Here is a 17,164-nt window from a genome sequence, read left to right as displayed (position 1 = left end):
TTTTACCTGATACAGATGTGCAGCGTGTGGCTGCCCTCTCTCAGGGAGAGAGGGACGTGTGTAGCGCCTGCGTGTCGGCTTAACAGGTCGTTGAAAATCTATCTGTGTTGCCGAATACCGCGTCAAAAACAGGCTCACAGCCAAAGGCTGAACGTGCTTTAGCACGGCCCCGAAGGGGCGAGCGGAGCGAGTCAAATGCTCATTTAGTTCACTAAACTCCGCTTTTTCGCCTGTTTCTTGTGCCCTAGGGGTATTTCCTTGTCTCGGCGGCCTCGATAACGTTTTTCAACAGCCTGTTAAGCGGGGCATTATACCCATTCACTTTGTTTCTTGCGTCGCTTGAACATACTCAGCATCACTCCAAGGATGACTCCTGCAAGCACGGCACCGGCACCGGTCACGAACCAGGATACATTCTCATTTTTTCGCAGGCGCTGATTTTCTTCTTTGGTATTACTGAGGTCGCTTTGCAATGTACTGATCTGCTGGGTAAGAACCGTCTTCTCGCTTTTCCACTGATCGACGGCTTTTACCTCGGAGTCCAGATTGCTCAGTTTATTGCTCAAGCTGGTACGTTGCTGCTCAGTTTGGTCCAGCGAAGATTTCAGCGTATTGCGTTCCTGCTGCAATGCGTCCAGGTTGACCTGCAAGCTTTGCCGTTGCTGCTCAAGACTGGCTACTTTGCTGGAAAGCTGATCTACACGATCCCGGCTGGCGGGATCATCCATCAGGAAGTAGTTCTGAATCCAGCCCTCGTTGCCGTCGTGGGTGCGTACCTTGGTGAACTCATCTCCCTTTTGCAGGATCTCCATTGCTTCACCGCTTTTAATTGCACGCTCGACGACGGAGGCCGATCCATTGGGTGCTGAGCGAATGGCGACGAACTGTACGTCTGACACGTACATTGTTTGTGCCCACAGAGCGGAGGAAAACGAAGCCAGTCCAGTCAACAGACATACACGTGCCAATACCATGTATGGGTTCCTTTAAATTACATAGTCAAAAGAATGCCAGCTACCAGGTTGGCAAGGTCCGCTGGTAACGTTCCTCACCTGCAGTGGGCAGTTATGACGATGCCTAAAACGCTGCCATCCTGTCCACAGCAACCTGTTAAGGCAGGTTGGCGTTGATAAGAACCCCCTAACTTATCCAAAAAAGCTGTGGATATGTATGGGAGTAACAGAATGAAAACTTTCGCCAGAGGTAGAGACTGCTGCATCTTCCGAGTATTGGCCAGAAAAGCAGCAGGTCTCCAGTGTTCTATCAGTGCCCGCTCAGGGAATGATACGTGAGTGGGCTATGGAGTATCACTGATTAATCGGAGTCACTATCGATTAACTGCTAATGGCGCTCCGCCGGATCAGGGCAATGAAATACCTTGGTCACCTTGTTGTCGTCGCTGATTGTCTCCAGATGCACATCGAAGCCCCATAGTCGATGCACGTGCTTCAGCATATCCTGAGTAGTTTTGCCCAAAGGACGGTGATTATGCTGATAGTGACGTAGTGTCAGTGCACGGTCACCTCGGATGTTGACGTTATACACCTGAATATTGGGCTCTCTGACGCTGAGATTGTACTGAGCAGCCAGCGCATCACGTATCTTACGGTAGCCCTCGTTGTCATGAATGGCCTCGACTTTGAGTGTCGGCGCCTTTTCGTCATCCAGAATGGCAAACAGGTGGAAGTCCCGAATAACTTTGGGTGACAGGTATTGCAGGATAAAGCTCTCATCCTTGAAGTTCTTCATGGCGAAATGAATAGCTTCGAGCCAGTCGCTACCTGCAAGATCGGGGAACCAGTAGCGGTCCTCCTCCGTGGGTTTTTCGCAAATGCGTTTGATGTCCTGATAGATGGCAAAGCCCAGCGCATACGGGTTGATGCCGCTGAAATAAGGGCTGTCGAAAGAGGGCTGGTACACGACATTGGTATGAGACTGCAGAAACTCGATGAGGAAGCCATCCGATATCAGGCCCTCGTCATACAGCCGATTCATGATGGTGTAGTGCCAGAAGGTCGCCCAGCCTTCATTCATTACCTGTGTTTGTCGCTGAGGGTAGAAGTACTGCCCCAGTTTGCGCACGATACGAATGATTTCGCGCTGCCAGGGTTCCAGCAGTGGCGAGTTTTTTTCAAAGAAATAGAGAATGTTTTCTTCCGGTTCGGCTGGAAAGTGCGGGGTCTTATCATCTGCATCTCCCGACCTTTCTTTTCGTGGAATGGTGGTCCAAAGGTCATTCAGATGGCGCTGGATATACTCTTCACGTTCAAGCTGACGTTGCTTTTCCTCTTCTGCTGAAATAGGACGAGGGCGAACATAGCGGTTCACGCCGTAGTTCATCAGCGCATGGCAGGAATCAAGGGTCTCTTCTACTGCATCATGTCCGTAGCGCTCTTCGCACTTGGAAATGTAGCTCTTGGCGAACACCAGATAATCAATAATGGCGGATGCATCGGTCCAGGTTCTGAACAGGTAGTTACCTTTGAAGAAAGAGTTGTGGCCATAGCAGGCGTGCGCCATAACCAGTATCTGCATCATCAGGGTGTTTTCTTCCATCAGATAGGCAATACAGGGGTTGGAGTTGATGACGATTTCATAAGCCAGACCCATTTGGCCGCGCTTGTAGCGCTGCTCCGTTTCCAGAAACTGTTTGCCGTAGGACCAATGGTGATAGTTCAGCGGCATGCCCACTGAAGAGTAGGCATCCATCATCTGTTCGGAAGTGATGATTTCTATCTGATTGGGGTAGGTATCCAGTTTGAAGGCTTTGGCAATCCGGGCAATTTCCTTGTCATAGGCCTGCACCAGCTCGAAGGTCCACTCAGACTGGGTGGAGATGGGTTGCTTGCGCTCGACGACAGCTTCGATCATGACACCTTCCTCCTGAACAGTTCCCGGAATACCGGATAAATATCGCTGGGGGTCTCAATTCGCTGCATGGCGAAGCTATCAGGATAGCCCGCTAGAATCTGCTCGTATTCGTGCCACAGGTTCTGGTGTGGATTGGTAGTAATTTCCACGTAGGCAAAGTATTGCACGACGGGCAGGAGTGCTTCCGTGATCAGCTTGCGACAGGTGGCCGAGTCACCATCCCAGTTGTCACCATCAGAGGCCTGGGCAACGTAGATGTTCCAGTCAGCGGGTGAGTAGCGAGCCTGCTGAATATCTCGGCATAGTTCCAGTGCACTGGAAACAATCGTGCCGCCTGTCTCACGGGAATAGAAAAACTCCTCTTCATCCACTTCTTTGGCGCGGGTATGGTGACGGATAAACACGACTTCGACCGACTTATAATTCCGCTGCAGGAACAGGAAGAGCAGCATGAAGAAACGTTTGGCGATGTCCTTGGTTTCCCGGGTCATTGACCCTGAAACGTCCATGATGCAAAACATCACAGCTTTGCTGGAGGGCATCGGTACTTTGACCATGTTGCGGTAGCGCAGGTCGATGTCATCAAGGAAGGGAAGGCGCTTGATATTGGCTTTTAATGCTTCAATTTCTTCTTCAATCTCTTCAAGGCGTTGGCGCAATGCCGGAGTAATCGGAGGGTGCTGCAAAATCTGCTCTTTAGCCGCCCGTAGCTCGCGCAACTGGCGTCTATCGTTGCCAGATAAGGCAATGCGACGTGAGTAAGCAGACTTCAGAGTGCGAACCACGTGTAACTTTTCCGGGGTGCCGTGGGAGGTGAAGCCAGCCATACGTCGCTCAAAGGCTTGAGTGTCTTTCAGGTGCTTCTTTACCAGATTGGGTAACTCGAGATCCTCAAAAATAAACTCCAGAAATTCATCCCGGTTGATGTGAAAGGTGAATTCATCCACGCCTTCGCCGCTGTTGCTGGCTTGTCCCTGCCCGGCGCCACCGCCGCCTCCGCCCCCTGGGCGCTGTATCTCGTCCCCTGTTATAAACTCCTTATTGCCAGGAAATACGCGGGTATCGGCGCCGCCCTGACCATGATGGAAAATAGGCTCGGATATATCACGCCGAGGAATGGTGATATCGGAACCGTTGTCGACATCGGTAATGGAACGCTGATTGATGGCCTCCGCTACGGCTTCTTTGATGTGTTTTCGGTAGCGATGTAAAAAGCGCTGGCGGTTGACCGCACTTTTGTTTTTCCCGTTCAGACGACGGTCAATAATATAGGTCATGTCCGTTCCTCCATGCCTGGAAGCATGGTTCTGCATACTGGTAAACGGACCAGCCACCGGGGTTGGTCCGTTGTGTCAGTGAGATCCAGCTCCTGGATTCGCCTGTGGCTACTGGGTCATCACTGTGATTTACGTACGCGGATGTACCATTCGCACAGCAGACGAACCTGCTTCTCAGTGTAGCCACGTTCAACCAGACGCTTGACGAACTCGTTGTGCTTCTTCTGATCCTCTGAAGAGGCTTTGGCATTGAAGGATATGACGGGGAGCAGGTCCTCGGTATTGGAGAACATTTTCTTTTCAATCACATTGCGTAGTTTTTCGTAGCTCAGCCAGCTGGGGTTTCTGCCATTGTGGTTGGCACGAGCGCGCAGCACAAAGTTGACGATCTCGTTGCGGAAGTCCTTGGGGTTGGAGATGCCAGCAGGCTTCTCGATTTTCTCCAGTTCTTCGTTGATCGCCTGACGGTCTAGAATGTCGCCGGTTTCAGGGTCGCGGTATTCCTGGTCCTGAATCCAGAAATCGGCATAGGTGACGTAGCGGTCAAAGATGTTCTGGCCATATTCTGAGTAGGATTCGAGGTAAGCCGTCTGAATTTCCTTACCGAGGAACTCGATGTACTTCGGCGCCAGATATTCCTTGATGAACCGCAGGTAACGCTCCTGTGTCTCTTCCGGAAATTGCTGGCGTTCAATTTCCTGCTCAAGTACATAGAGCAGGTGCACCGGGTTGGCAGCGACCTCGGTGGGGTCAAAGTTGAACACTTTGGACATGATCTTGAAGGCAAAGCGGGTCGACAGACCGTCCATCCCTTCATCCACGCCAGCCATGTCTTTGTATTCCTGCAGGGACTTGGCGCGGGGATCGGTGTCTTTCAGATTCTCACCATCATAAATTCGCATCTTCGAGTAGATGCTGGAATTCTCAGGTTCTTTCAGACGGGACAGCACCGTAAACTGCGCCATCATCTTCAGGGTGTCAGGTGCACAGGGAGCCTGGCGCAGAGAGCTGTGCTCTATCAGTTTCTTGTAGATATTGATTTCTTCCGACATACGGGTGCAGTAGGGCACCTTGACGATGTAGATGCGATCAATAAAGGCCTCGTTGGTTTTGTTGTTACGGAAGCTCTGCCACTCCGATTCGTTCGAGTGGGCCAGCAGGATGCCGTTAAAGGGCAGGCTACCAATAGCCTCTGTACCGTTGTAGTTCCCTTCCTGAGTAGCGGTCAGCAAGGGGTGCAGCACCTTGATCGGCGCTTTGAACATCTCGACGAATTCCATGATGCCCTGGTTGGCGCGGTTCAATGCGCCGGAGTAGCTATAGGCATCAGGGTCGTTCTGCGAGAATTCTTCCAGTTTGCGAATGTCGACTTTACCGACAAGGCTGGAAATATCCTGGTTGTTTTCATCACCCGGTTCAGTTTTAGCGATAGCGACCTGATTGAGTCGTGATGGGTAGAGTTTTACTACTCTGAACTGCTCGACGTCACCACCAAACTCATGAAGACGTTTGATTGCCCAGGGCGACATTACACCACTGAGGTAACGCCTGGGAATGCCAAACTCCTCCTCCAGGATGGTGGCATCTTCGTCGGGGTTAAACAGGTTGAGGGGGGACTCAAATACGGGAGATCCCTTAATGGCATAGAAAGGGACATGCTCCATTAATTGTTTCAGGCGCTCAGCCAGAGAAGACTTACCACCGCCGACAGGGCCGAGCAGGTAGAGGATCTGCTTACGCTCTTCGAGACCTTGTGCGGCATGTTTGAAATAGGCGACCAGCTGCTCAATGGCTTCCTCCATGCCATAGAACTCATGAAAGGCTGGGTAACGCTTGATCAGTTTATTTGAGAAGATTCGTGACAACCTGGGATCGCGCGACGTATCAACCTGCTCAGGTTCACCAATAGCCATCAACATGCGTTCGGATGCTGTGGCGTACGCAGTCGGATCGCGTTTGCATAGCTCCAGGTACTCTTGCAGGCTGAATTCTTCATGACGGGTGGCATCGTAACGTTGCTTGTAACTATTAAAGATACTCATAACCATCACCTTCCCTTCGTTAGATTCAGTTCCAGTCGTCTGGGCCTTATGTTGCCGCTAGACGTCTATCGCTCTCTCTCAAGTCTGGCAAATCATGTTATGTAGCGTGTTGCAGGTGCGGATCAGGCTGGTGCTCACACCCCTATGAAACCAGCAGCTGATTAGTAATTTGTTTCACCTTCAATGACTACAGGTTTGCCATTCTTACATTCATCTATAGGTGCATATTCAATTGTTCTCAATTGATTAGAGAGCAAATTCCCCGCCAAGTTCTGCGATTGCATGAAAAGAGCTGTTACTAGCGCTTTAGTGACAGGCCAGTGCCTGACGGTGCAAACGTTGATGCTGGCTCGGCCTGTCTGATTGTCTTCGGGGCTATTCGATTCTGATGGTTGTGAGGTTGGCGGTGGCATGTATCACGAGAGGCAGCTGAAGTTGAAGCACTTTGAAGCAGTTGTCTTTGAATGGGGGAGCAAGAGGAAAGGGCTCAAACGTATCTTGCTGCGCTGTTTTGGTGAGATAAAAGACCTTGTGCACAGATGTGGGATCAGAAGCTGCCTGATTTTTGGGCAGTGCCAGCGAATCCATGCTGGCTTAATGGGGAATGTAGATGTCTGGGTGACAAAGGCAGTTAGGTGCGGCAAGACATCGCAGTATTTTTTTACTTGTAGTCCCATAAATGGGACTACGCTTTTATGCTGATGATTTAGCGGCGGCCATCTGGAACGTGGAGGTTGGTGCTTTCCTTTACTTCCTCCATCACTACATAGCTACGGGTGTGACTGACACCAGGCAGCTTCTGCAGGATTTCTCCCAGCAGGCCGCGATAGGCAGACATTTCGCCAATACGCGCTTTGACGAGATAGTCGAAGTTGCCTGAGACTAGGTGACATTCCATAACATGAGGCAGACTCATCACTTCTCGGCGGAAGTCCTCAAATACGCTGGGAGAGTTATAAGTCAGGCTGATTTCGACGAAGACCAGCAAGCTGGCGTCGAGATGATGGGGGTTAAGATGGGCGTGGTAGCCAATGATGACGCCATCACGTTCCAGCTTCTTTACCCGTTCCATACAGGGGGTAGTGGAAAGCCCCACTTTGTTGGCCAGCTCGACGTAAGAAAGGCGGGCATCTTCTTGCAAGGCCCGTAATATATGGCGATCGATACGGTCTAATTTTCGTTCTGTATTTTTAGATGTCATTTTTTGGTTTCTTTTTCTGTCTATTTCCATTTTTTAGGTCTAATCACCTTTGCTGGCGGCTAAATCCCAAAAAAAATCTTCTCAGGTGTCGCTATACTAGCGATAAATATTACCTACAACATGGGGCGTATGCCGAGAATGTTTTCGGTAAATCTGATCTGCAGTAGATGAATTGCCTGTCATAGCATCAAAATGCAGATCCGCACTATACCTCCTTGAGCATAGGCCGTGTGGAGCCAGTCATGAAAGTATTAGTTATCGGTAGTGGTGTTATCGGTGTTACCCATGCCTATTATCTGGCCAAAGCCGGGCACTCGGTAACTGTCGTTGATCGCCAGCCTGGCCCTGCACTGGAGACCAGCTATGCAAATGCCGGGCAGATTTCACCCGGATATTCTGCACCCTGGGCTGCGCCGGGTATTCCCGTCAAAGCCATGAAGTGGCTGGCTCAGCGTCACGCACCCCTCAAGTTGCATCCGCAGATGGATACCACGATGTGGAAGTGGATGATGCAGATGCTGTCCAACTGCACCGAAAGCGCCTATGCCGTCAACAAAGAGCGCATGATGCGTCTCGCTGAATACAGTCGTGACTGCTTTATTCAACTGCGGAAAGACACCGGAATTCAATACAACGATCGTCAACAGGGGACGTTACAACTGTTCCGTACTGATAAGCAGGTGAAGGCCTCGCAGAGCGACATTGCGGTGCTTGAGCGTTGTAATGTGCCCTATGAAGTGCTTTCGATGGATCAGTGCATTGCCATTGAGCCTGCGTTGGAGCGTGTTCGTGAGAAGTTCATCTCCGGTCTGAGACTGCCGGGTGACGAAACCGGTGATTGCTTTGAGTTCACCAATAAGCTGGTCGAAATCAGCAAGCAGATGGGAGTGGAGTACCTGTTCGACACTACAGTAAACAAACTGTTGTCTCGTGGTGGCAACATTATCGGTGTCGATACCTCTGCTGGAGAGTTAACTGCGGATATATACGTAGTAGCGATGGGGAGCTATACCCCGTTTCTGGTGAATCCGTTGGGGCTTGAACTGCCCATTTATCCAGTGAAAGGTTACTCCCTGACTGTGCCTATCGCCAATGCCGATGCGGCGCCTGTATCCACCGTTATGGATGAAACCTATAAGGTGGCGATTACTCGTTTTGAGGATCGTATCCGCGTGGCGGGCACTGCTGAGCTGTCAGGGTACAACCTTAAATTGCGCGAGCCGCGCCGCGAGACCATTGCCATGGTTGTGCGTGATGTATTCCCTGACGGTGGTGACATCGACAAGGCGGAGTTCTGGACCGGTTTGCGGCCAATGACTCCGGACGGTACCCCGTTGGTCGGCAAGACCCAAATCTCCAATCTGTACCTCAACAGTGGCCATGGAACCCTGGGCTGGACAATGTCTTGTGGCTCGGGCAAGTTGTTGGCCGATGTCATCAGCGGTAACCAGCCGGACATTGATCCTGCGGGCCTTGATGTCAGTCGCTACAGCTAATTGAAGAGCGCATTGCGTTCCTCTTACCTCTCAAAGACAGGATAGATCATGAGCAACAAAAGCATTATTTCAACCGATAAGGCACCAGCAGCAATCGGACCTTATTCTCAGGCGGTGAAGGTAGGCAACCTGGTGTTTCTGTCTGGTCAGATTCCTCTGGATCCAGCGACCATGGAGGTCGTTAGGGATTCATTTGAGGCGCAAGCTGTTCGCGTCTTCGAAAACCTGAAAGCCGTTGCCGAAGCTGCTGGCGGCACCATGTCTGATTTCGTCAAGATCAACATCTTCCTGACCGATCTGGCCAATTTTGCTTCGGTCAATGAAGTAATGCAGCGTTACTTCTCTGCACCTTATCCTGCACGTGCCGCTATCGGCGTCAAAGAGCTGCCGAAAGGTGTGGATGTAGAAGTTGAAGGTGTGATGTCTCTGTAACGGAGCATCAATTTCAAACGAGCGCCTGTCGGCAGCGGTCTGCCTGATAGGCGCCGGGGTGCACCTGCACCCGTGTTCAGGAGTGAGAAATATGCGCGCCTTGCGTGCGGAAGTGGATCTGGATGCCATTCGCCATAACTACCGTCTTGCCAAACAGCAAAAGCCCGGTGCCAGGGCAGTGGCCACGGTCAAGGCCAATGCTTATGGACATGGAGCGGTGCAGGTTGCCAGAGCGCTGGCGGATGAGGCAGATGCCTTTGGTGTTGCGTGCATCGAAGAGGCCATTGAGTTGCGTGAGGCCGGTATTGAACGGCCGATCCTGCTGCTGGAAGGTTTTTTTGCTGCTGATGAATTGCCACTGATCGACTCCCTGCGCCTGAGTACAGCTATTCATTGTGAGGAGCAGCTGGCGCTATTTGCCTCTTATTCATTCAAGCAGCCAGTCGATGTCTGGCTGAAAATGGACTCTGGCATGCACCGCCTGGGATTCTTCCCTGAGCGTTTTGTAGAAGTATTTGCATTGTTACAGCGTCATCCCGGTGTGGCCACGCTGGGTAAAATGACGCATTTTGCCCGAGCTGACGAGTTGAGTTGTGATTACACTCGCAAACAATGGCATACCTTCAGTGAAACGATTGCCAGTCTGCCTGGCCCGGTAAGCGCATCTAACTCGCCTGCAACACTGGGGTGGCCGATGGCTCATGGCGATTGGTTGAGGCCGGGGCTGATGCTGTACGGCATTTCTCCTTATGCAGAGTCCCATCCTTTGGCTGATCAATTGAAGCCTGCCATGTGTATTTCATCAGAGGTGATTGCTGTACGTGATCTGTCTGTCGGAGAGCCGGTGGGCTATGGTGGCAGATTTGTCACTACGGCGCCAACGCGTGTCGGTGTGGTCGCCATGGGATATGGTGACGGCTTCCCCCGTCAGGCAGTTGATGGCACTCCTGTTCTTGTCAATGGTGTACGTACTCGGTTGATCGGCAGGGTGTCCATGGACATGCTGACGGTCGATCTGACTCCGGTTGAAGGGGTAGCTGCAGGCGCCAGGGTTGAATTCTGGGGGAGTGATTTAAAGGTGGCAGAGGTTGCCAGCTATTGTGACGCCATACCCTATGAGCTGGTCACCAAACTGACTCGAAGAGTACCTCTGTTTTACAAGGGCTAACTTTGGGAGTGGCGCAGTATTTTGAGGTAATCGAAGAGGTGGCTTGGCTACCTCTTTTTGTTTGTGCTGAATAAGTGCTGGGTATGTGCACGGAGTTGTGCGACATCGCATTGCTGTGCCTGTTGTGTAGTTCCAGACGCCAGAATGAAATGAAAAGCCCCGCCTTTGACAGGATTCCCAAAAAACTGAACTTACGTTCGGTTTGATGCGAATCCGCAATGGCGGGGCTTTTCAGCTCTATTGCCTGCAGCAGGCGCCTTAATAACGCTTAGGCGCTAACAGCGTCTGCCTCATTAGGCTCCTGCACGGCTCCAAGCTCTTCGATGGGCGTCAGCAGGTCACGAGAGAAGGCTTCTTCATCAATAGTGCAACCAAGGTAGTCAGCAACGATACGCATATCACGCTCAGCATTACCCAGGCAGCTGGTTGCGCCGGGTGAGGGCGTCATGTTGAAGACGATGCCGGTGCCAGGATTGATCTTGGCTTCACCCATCATCAGCTTGCGATTTTTCTTATCGATCAGCTGAGGGCGCACGCCACCGAAGCCCTTGGCGTAACTGATATCGTCCACTGTCAGAGAAGGGATAATTTTCTTGATGTCCTTCAGGAACAGGCGACGATTGATGTAGGGCACTTCAAACAGGAAGTTGCGGAAAATGTAGTTACGGATATCACGAACCTTGAACAGGTCGTAGAACACCTTGGCTACATTGCTGTCCAGGCGCAGCACCTTGAGGAAGTCCCAGAACGAGGATGGGCAGTAGCGCTCCAGCATCGGCAGCATCAGTGCAGTTGGTCCAAAGCGGGTTTTGCCCAGTGCTTTGACGTCGTTGTCACCGTGTACAGCTGCAAACGGCAGGTGAGGGTTCTGAACAGTGTATACCTTGCCGTTCAGAGCCTGTGGAGCGAAGTAGAAACTTCCGGCCATGGGCAGGCAGGAGAACTCCAGGCCGTAACCCATCTTCTGAGCAAACAGCAGCGAGTGGCCACCGGCGCAGACGACAACGAAGCGAGCTTCAAATTCGCCTTTGCTAGTCTTGACGACATGGTTGCTGCCCACTTTCTCGATATCGATAACTTCTGCGCCCAGCATCAGCTCGATATTTTTGCCTTCGATTTTCTTGACTTCGCTGACGAACGATTCTGACAGAGCCTGATAATCTGCAGCAGAATAAGCGTCGACAGTGCCGGTAGCGACGATTTCGTCTTTACGCAGCTCGCCGTTAATCATGGCAACGTTGGGTTCAATCTTGGCGATGTCTTCTTTTTCCAGCAGTTCCATTTTTGGGAACAGCTCTTTGAACTCGGTGTAACGTTTGCGGATATAGTCGCATTCCGTCTTGCCAACACCCAGTACCATCTTGGGCATTTTGAAGATGATCTTGTCGCGCTCTTCAGCCGGGAGACGAGTCGCATAGTGAACGATCATGTCTGCAGTGCGCTTCACTGTCCGTGCTTTATCGACCGTATAGTTGGTTTCGATATCGCCGCAGTGAATGGTCTGGCTGTTGTTATGGCCGTGAGAGTTTACCTTCGCAATGCCATCGTATTTCTCGACCAGGCCGAGGCTGGTCAGATCGGTATACTTGGCCAGTTCATACAGCAGGGCAGTGCCGGATACACCGCCGCCGATGATAAGGACGTCAAACTTTTTATCAGGCATAATCGCTACACTTTATCGGTGGTCAGACTTATCGACCTCATGGGTGGTGAGGCCTCCTGCATGCGCTCTTGACGCAGGCGTGGTGTCCAGTAGGAATGCGTCATCAAACCTTAATACGGCTCTGGTATTCCGCTGGTTTTTTTGATGCGGCGCATTATAAAGTAAAGCCACTTTGATGCCCACTGAGTCCTTGGTCGTATGTCGACAATTTTTGTGGGAAACATCATGCTCCACAAACCTTCAGCAGCCATCAAACATATTGTTGTACTGACGGGCGCGGGCATTTCCGCCGAGTCAGGAATTCCTACCTTTCGTGCCGCAGATGGCCTATGGGAGAACGAGCCTGTAGAGCTGGTGGCGACTCCTCAAGGGTTTGCCCATGACCCCGCCCGCGTGCACCGGTTCTATAACGCCCGGCGTGCTCACCTGCAACGACCTGAAGTGCAACCAAATGTTGCGCATCTGGCATTGGCCAGACTGCAGCGTGAATTTCATGGAATAGTCACGCTTATTACGCAGAACGTTGACAATTTGCATGAACGTGCGGGGTCACAACAGGTCCTTCATATGCACGGTGAGTTGAACTCGATTCGATGTGTGCACAGTGGGCAGCGATTCCTCCATACCGGCGACCTTGATACAGATAGTTGCTGTGCCTGTTGTCAGCGATCAGCTACGTTACGCCCCGATATTGTCTGGTTTGGCGAGATGCCAATGCATATGGATGACATCTATAACGCACTTGCACAGGCTGACCTTTTTGTCTCTATCGGGACTTCCGGGCATGTTTATCCGGCAGCGGGGTTTGTTGAGGAAGCCAGAGCGGCTGGAGCCAGGACACTGGAGCTGAATCTGGAGCCAAGCAAGAATCACCACGCTTTTGATGATGGAGCTTATGGGCCCGCATCGAGGGTAGTACCAGACTGGGTCACTGCTGTCCTGCAGGCAGGCTGAGTGTTGTTGCGTGAGTAGGGTCTCAGCCGTAACCATATTCAGAGTTTCAGTCAGCTTCAAGTGACAAACATATAAAAGGTGCAGAGGCACCAGATAGCAATTAGGAGACGCTATGTCGTGGGATGCTCCCTCCGTCAAATCTGGAATGGTGGAGTTGATAGTCAGTGATCTGCTGTCTGCCACTATTTTAAAAAAAGCCATGCTGCCGTTTGTGGTTGGCTTCGTTGTAGCGCTGTGCGCACTGATGTGGGCCGGCCTGTTCGTGTTTAGCTGGGGCAGTGGCATGCTGACAGGGGGGGAGTCATCCGTGGATGGCCTCATTCAGCATGTTCAGCAGTGGTTAGATGGTGTTCCTCTTATCGGTGTGGCGCTTGCGCTGGTGGCTAAAGCGATATTGGGGATGTTGTTTTCTTTTCTCGGCGTATTCATGCTGGGAGAGGGCATGATTCTTGTTGCTATGCTGATTACTGCTTTCCTGACTCCAGGTATTGTCAAACATATTCACAACAAGCACTACGCGGATGTGCCGTTGCAGCAACACGGCGGTCTGGTCGAGTCGATAGTCAAGGTGCTGCTCAAAACCTGTGCTCTGGCCGCTGTAATGGTATTTTCCTTACCAATACTGTGGATTCCGTTAATCAATATTGTCTGGTTCAAAGTCATTTTCTATGCCTATTTCCGCAGCCTGCTGGCGCAGGATGTGGGTGAAAATACGCTCGATGAGGTGACGTTCAAACAGGTTAATCGCTGGTCAAACATGCCGCTGTTCTGGCTGAGTGCAGTGGCGTATTGCCTGAGCTTTCTGCCTTTTATCAACCTGTTCGTCCCGATAATAGGTGTGGTTGCGTTGACTCACCTCTTTCTGCAGCACGGCCAGCGTCATCGTTGGCAGGGCGATATGTTTGAGAATCTCCGCGATGGGCGTAGCGGTCCTCCAGCGGCGCGCTGACATCTTCTCAACTCTCTGATTTTGCTTGCCTTTACTGCATCATGGGGGCATTAATTCAGTGGTGGTATGTCGGCAGTGGACTGATGTCGGTCACTGTAGCTTTGTAATGCTGCCGACAGCTTAAGCCTGAAGACCGATCCGGTGGCTCGGTCATGTGTTTTTAAGGGGGCTATATGCTGGATAAAGTTGTTCAGAATAAAGTGGCTAAGGCAATTGTTACCCCTGAAGGTGACATGGATGTGCTCTCTCTGGCTGAGGTTCAGCGCCTGCAGGACATCAGCGATGGTGGCTTGCATAAAATCTTCCGTCAGTGCTGTCTGGCAGTCCTCAACTGCGGCAGTAACATGGATGACGCAGAAGAAGTGCTGAGCAGCTTTGCTGATTTTGATGTGCATGTCGTTCAGCAATATCGTGGCTTGAAGCTGGAAATTGATAACGCGCCCGCCAGTGCATTCGTTGACGGCGAAATGATTGTGGGGATCCGCGACAACCTGTTCTCAGTACTGCGTGATATCGTTTATATCCATGGTGAATTGTTGGGTAACTGCGCCCTGGATCTCTCCAATTCTGAAGGTATCACCAACGCGGTATTCCACATTCTGCGTCATGCCAATGTGCTGCGTCCAAGGATCAAGCCTGACACGGTAGTGTGTTGGGGTGGTCATTCCATTAATAGTTATGAGTATCAGTACACCAAAAAGGTGGGGTATGAACTGGGCCTGCGTCACCTGAATATTTGTACTGGGTGTGGTCCGGGTGCGATGAAGGGGCCGATGAAGGGAGCAAACATTGCACATGCCAAGCAGCGTGTCAGTGATGGTCGTTACATCGGTATAACTGAGCCGGGCATTATTGCTGCCGAGTCCCCCAATCCCATTGTTAATCAGCTGGTTATCATGCCGGATATCGAAAAGCGTCTGGAGGCGTTTGTTCGTCTGGGGCACGGTATTATCGTGTTCCCCGGAGGGGTGGGAACAGCAGAGGAGATTCTTTATCTGCTTGGTATCCTGCTGCATCCCCGCAATGCTGATCTGCCTTATCCGCTGGTGTTTACCGGTCCGGCAAGTGCTGCTTCTTATTTCGGTCTGATTGATGAGTTCATTGCGGAAACGCTAGGGGAGGAGGCTCGTTCTCGCTACCAGATCATCATTGATGATCCCGCTGCTGCAGCGCGGGCAATGAAACAGGGCATGGAAAAGGTCACCGCATTTCGCAAGCTGCACAGCGACGCATACCATTTCAACTGGGTACTGCATGTTGATGATCATTTCCAGCAGCCATTTGAGCCTTCCCACGACAACATGGCCAGTCTGAATCTGCACCTGGGGCAGGAACCCTGGAAGCTGGCTGCCAACCTGCGCAGGGCGATGTCCGGTATCGTCGCCGGTAATGTAAAGGCCAACGGAATTCAGGCTATCAAACAGCATGGCCCTTATCACATCAGTGGTGACACCGGCTTGATGCAACGTCTTGATGCGTTGCTTGAGGCTTTTGTTGAAGAAAAGCGTATGAAAATCAACGCGTCACGTTACGTCCCCTGTTATCGGGTAATCCGATAATTTCACAACGTGGAATAGTTGCACGGCCATCCAGATAGCCGGACCAGTGTGGTCCGGCCTGGGTTCCATGTTTCTCTCCAGAACCTGCCTGATATTTCTGTTCAATCTCTTCGCTTTAAGTTCGTGATTGGGTACTTAAGTACCTTGTTGCCCGTGGTGGATTGGTCTTTTATTGATCCAATTCATTTCAAACTGTGTTCAAGCACGGGAGATAGTCATGGCAACTGCAATCGGTCGGGTTACATCTCTGGTGGGTCAGGTTACGGCGAAAGATGTCAATGGACAGGTTCGTACGTTAGCCCTGGGCGACACCATTTATGCTGATGATCAGGTACAAACCGGAGACGGCTCGTCTCTGGTTATTACTTTCGCGGATGGATCTCGTACCGCCTTGGGCGCCAATGATGTAGCCCTGCTTGATAGCACTGTTTCTCCTTCCAGTGGTGATCAGGATACGAGCCAGAATCCTGCTGATCTGGCTGCGGGAACAACACCCGAAAGTGCTACCAGCGTAGATGCGATCCAGCAAGCGATTCTGGCCGGTGTTGACCCGACTCAGGTGCTTGAAGCGACTGCCGCAGGTGGTGCTCCAGGTGCAGGTGGTGCAGGTCCCGACGGTGGTGGCTTCACTGTTGTAAGTATTGATCGTATCGGGCTGGAGTCAGAGCCCACAGCAGGTTTTGATACCACCGGGCCGACCAACGCTACGGCTGGTACTGAAGACGATGTTATTCCGCTGTTGCCAGTGTCTGTATCCATTTCTGGTCCTGACTCCGTCCAGGAATCGGATGGTACCGTCACCTTTACATTGACGCTGGATAACCCCAGCACTACTGACCTGACTATTGTTGTGCAGTTAGGTTCCTCTTCCGATACGGCGACCGGCGAAGGCGTAGACTACAGTCAGCCCGGCGTAACGACCGTCACCGTTGTAATCCCCGCTGGCAGTACATCCGGTACCTTCACTGTGCCCATCACCGATGACAACATCAGTGAAGGGTCTGAAACACTGACGGTCACCGTGATCTCTGTGGATGGTGGTGCGCAGGTTTCTGATAACGGCAGCTTCACCACAAATATTGTCGATAACGACAACATCACTGTCTCTGTGACGGCAGTGCAACCGCAGGCCACTGAGCCTGCAGCTGATGGCAGCCAGACCAATGCGGTATTCACTATTGATCTGAGCAACCCAAGTGCTACAGATACCACCATGACTGTCAATGTGACGCCGAGTGGTACGAATGGCATTGAGCAGGGTGATGTTCAATCCATCACGGTCAACGTTAGCGGCACGGATTACACCCTGACCTGGGACAGCAATGGCGGCGCCTTCACTGGCGATGTCACCTTCCCCGCCGGTACCACCAGTGCCGAACTGACCCTGGTGGCGGCCGATGACGCCACCTACGAAGGCGTGGAAGGCTTCACCGTCAGCGTCAGCAACGCCCAGACCAACGGTCAGGCGCTGAACGACGCCAGTGCCGACGGCTCCATTGCCGACGACCGGGCGCCCGATCAGCCGCCGAGCGAGCCGCCCTATGGCGACCTG

13 protein-coding genes are annotated in these 17,164 nt (G+C 51.8%); 7 read left to right on the top strand and 6 right to left on the bottom strand.

Annotation, left to right across the window (positions count from 1 at the left end; genetic code table 11):
* Nucleotides 1-308: 308 nt before the first annotated feature.
* The 5 genes from WH50_RS16495 to WH50_RS16470 all read right to left on the bottom strand — a co-directional run bounded on the left by WH50_RS16495 (nucleotide 309) and on the right by WH50_RS16470 (nucleotide 7,391).
* Nucleotides 309-974, bottom strand: a complete 666-nt coding sequence (locus WH50_RS16495; protein WP_110188301.1) for a TIGR04211 family SH3 domain-containing protein — start codon at nucleotides 972-974, stop codon at nucleotides 309-311.
* Between the two features lie 367 nt (nucleotides 975-1,341).
* On the bottom strand, nucleotides 1,342-2,871 hold the full coding sequence (locus WH50_RS16490; RefSeq protein WP_207780352.1) for a SpoVR family protein: 1,530 nt from the start codon (nucleotides 2,869-2,871) through the stop codon (nucleotides 1,342-1,344).
* On the bottom strand, nucleotides 2,868-4,148 hold the full coding sequence (locus tag WH50_RS16485; RefSeq protein ID WP_110188300.1) for a YeaH/YhbH family protein: 1,281 nt from the start codon (nucleotides 4,146-4,148) through the stop codon (nucleotides 2,868-2,870). Before WH50_RS16485 ends, WH50_RS16490 begins: the two co-directional genes overlap by 4 nt.
* Before the next feature lie 119 nt (nucleotides 4,149-4,267).
* Entirely contained in the window at nucleotides 4,268-6,190 is a 1,923-nt protein-coding gene (locus WH50_RS16480) for a PrkA family serine protein kinase (RefSeq protein ID WP_110188299.1), read from the bottom strand.
* Nucleotides 6,191-6,896: 706 nt separating this feature from the next.
* Nucleotides 6,897-7,391, bottom strand: coding sequence for a winged helix-turn-helix transcriptional regulator (locus WH50_RS16470; RefSeq protein WP_110188297.1), 495 nt, complete (start codon nucleotides 7,389-7,391; stop codon nucleotides 6,897-6,899).
* Between the two features lie 242 nt (nucleotides 7,392-7,633).
* Between WH50_RS16470 and WH50_RS16465 the strand changes: the two genes are divergently transcribed.
* From WH50_RS16465 to alr, 3 genes are all read left to right on the top strand, one after another.
* Entirely contained in the window at nucleotides 7,634-8,887 is a 1,254-nt protein-coding gene (locus tag WH50_RS16465; protein WP_110188296.1) for a D-amino acid dehydrogenase, read from the top strand.
* Nucleotides 8,888-8,935: 48 nt separating this feature from the next.
* Nucleotides 8,936-9,319, top strand: coding sequence for a RidA family protein (locus WH50_RS16460; protein ID WP_110188295.1), 384 nt, complete (start codon nucleotides 8,936-8,938; stop codon nucleotides 9,317-9,319).
* Between the two features lie 91 nt (nucleotides 9,320-9,410).
* Nucleotides 9,411-10,487 carry an alanine racemase gene (alr, locus tag WH50_RS16455; RefSeq protein ID WP_110188294.1) on the top strand — a complete coding sequence of 359 codons (1,077 nt, stop codon included), beginning with the start codon at nucleotides 9,411-9,413 and terminating at the stop codon, nucleotides 10,485-10,487.
* Between the two features lie 268 nt (nucleotides 10,488-10,755).
* On the opposite strand, the gene WH50_RS16450 is transcribed toward alr, so the two are convergent.
* Complete coding sequence (locus tag WH50_RS16450; RefSeq protein ID WP_104156495.1) at nucleotides 10,756-12,150, bottom strand: FAD-dependent oxidoreductase; 1,395 nt, start codon at nucleotides 12,148-12,150, stop codon at nucleotides 10,756-10,758.
* A gap of 225 nt (nucleotides 12,151-12,375) precedes the next feature.
* Here WH50_RS16450 and cobB point away from each other — a divergent pair, with 225 nt between their 5' ends.
* From cobB to WH50_RS16430, 4 genes are all read left to right on the top strand, one after another.
* Complete coding sequence (gene cobB, locus WH50_RS16445; protein WP_243410143.1) at nucleotides 12,376-13,104, top strand: Sir2 family NAD+-dependent deacetylase; 729 nt, start codon at nucleotides 12,376-12,378, stop codon at nucleotides 13,102-13,104.
* A gap of 112 nt (nucleotides 13,105-13,216) precedes the next feature.
* The gene (locus WH50_RS16440; protein ID WP_110188292.1) at nucleotides 13,217-14,053 is read left to right on the top strand and encodes an EI24 domain-containing protein; all 837 of its coding nucleotides are present in this window, start codon (nucleotides 13,217-13,219) and stop codon (nucleotides 14,051-14,053) included.
* 173 nt (nucleotides 14,054-14,226) lie between these two features.
* On the top strand, nucleotides 14,227-15,612 hold the full coding sequence (gene ppnN / locus WH50_RS16435) for a nucleotide 5'-monophosphate nucleosidase PpnN (protein ID WP_110188291.1): 1,386 nt from the start codon (nucleotides 14,227-14,229) through the stop codon (nucleotides 15,610-15,612).
* A 217-nt stretch (nucleotides 15,613-15,829) separates the two neighbouring features.
* On the top strand, nucleotides 15,830-17,164 hold a 1,335-nt coding region (locus WH50_RS16430; RefSeq protein ID WP_133251350.1), incomplete at its 3' end, for a retention module-containing protein.

It is taken from the genome of Pokkaliibacter plantistimulans (assembly GCF_003194385.1).
Taxonomy (GTDB): domain Bacteria; phylum Pseudomonadota; class Gammaproteobacteria; order Pseudomonadales; family Balneatricaceae; genus Pokkaliibacter; species Pokkaliibacter plantistimulans.
This window is presented reverse-complemented; position numbering and strand designations above follow the sequence as displayed.

What these genes read in the sequence shown, in the direction of transcription:
- WH50_RS16495 (WP_110188301.1), bottom strand. Translation starts at nt 974, where the DNA reads ATGGTATTGGCACGTGTATGTCTGTTGACTGGACTGGCTTCGTTTTCC.
- WH50_RS16465 (WP_110188296.1), top strand. Translation starts at nt 7,634, where the DNA reads ATGAAAGTATTAGTTATCGGTAGTGGTGTTATCGGTGTTACCCATGCC.
- ppnN (WP_110188291.1), top strand. Translation starts at nt 14,227, where the DNA reads ATGCTGGATAAAGTTGTTCAGAATAAAGTGGCTAAGGCAATTGTTACC.
- WH50_RS16470 (WP_110188297.1), bottom strand. Translation starts at nt 7,391, where the DNA reads ATGACATCTAAAAATACAGAACGAAAATTAGACCGTATCGATCGCCAT.
- WH50_RS16450 (WP_104156495.1), bottom strand. Translation starts at nt 12,150, where the DNA reads ATGCCTGATAAAAAGTTTGACGTCCTTATCATCGGCGGCGGTGTATCC.
- WH50_RS16485 (WP_110188300.1), bottom strand. Translation starts at nt 4,148, where the DNA reads ATGACCTATATTATTGACCGTCGTCTGAACGGGAAAAACAAAAGTGCG.
- WH50_RS16460 (WP_110188295.1), top strand. Translation starts at nt 8,936, where the DNA reads ATGAGCAACAAAAGCATTATTTCAACCGATAAGGCACCAGCAGCAATC.
- WH50_RS16490 (WP_207780352.1), bottom strand. Translation starts at nt 2,871, where the DNA reads ATGATCGAAGCTGTCGTCGAGCGCAAGCAACCCATCTCCACCCAGTCT.
- WH50_RS16480 (WP_110188299.1), bottom strand. Translation starts at nt 6,190, where the DNA reads ATGAGTATCTTTAATAGTTACAAGCAACGTTACGATGCCACCCGTCAT.
- WH50_RS16440 (WP_110188292.1), top strand. Translation starts at nt 13,217, where the DNA reads ATGTCGTGGGATGCTCCCTCCGTCAAATCTGGAATGGTGGAGTTGATA.
- cobB (WP_243410143.1), top strand. Translation starts at nt 12,376, where the DNA reads ATGCTCCACAAACCTTCAGCAGCCATCAAACATATTGTTGTACTGACG.
- alr (WP_110188294.1), top strand. Translation starts at nt 9,411, where the DNA reads ATGCGCGCCTTGCGTGCGGAAGTGGATCTGGATGCCATTCGCCATAAC.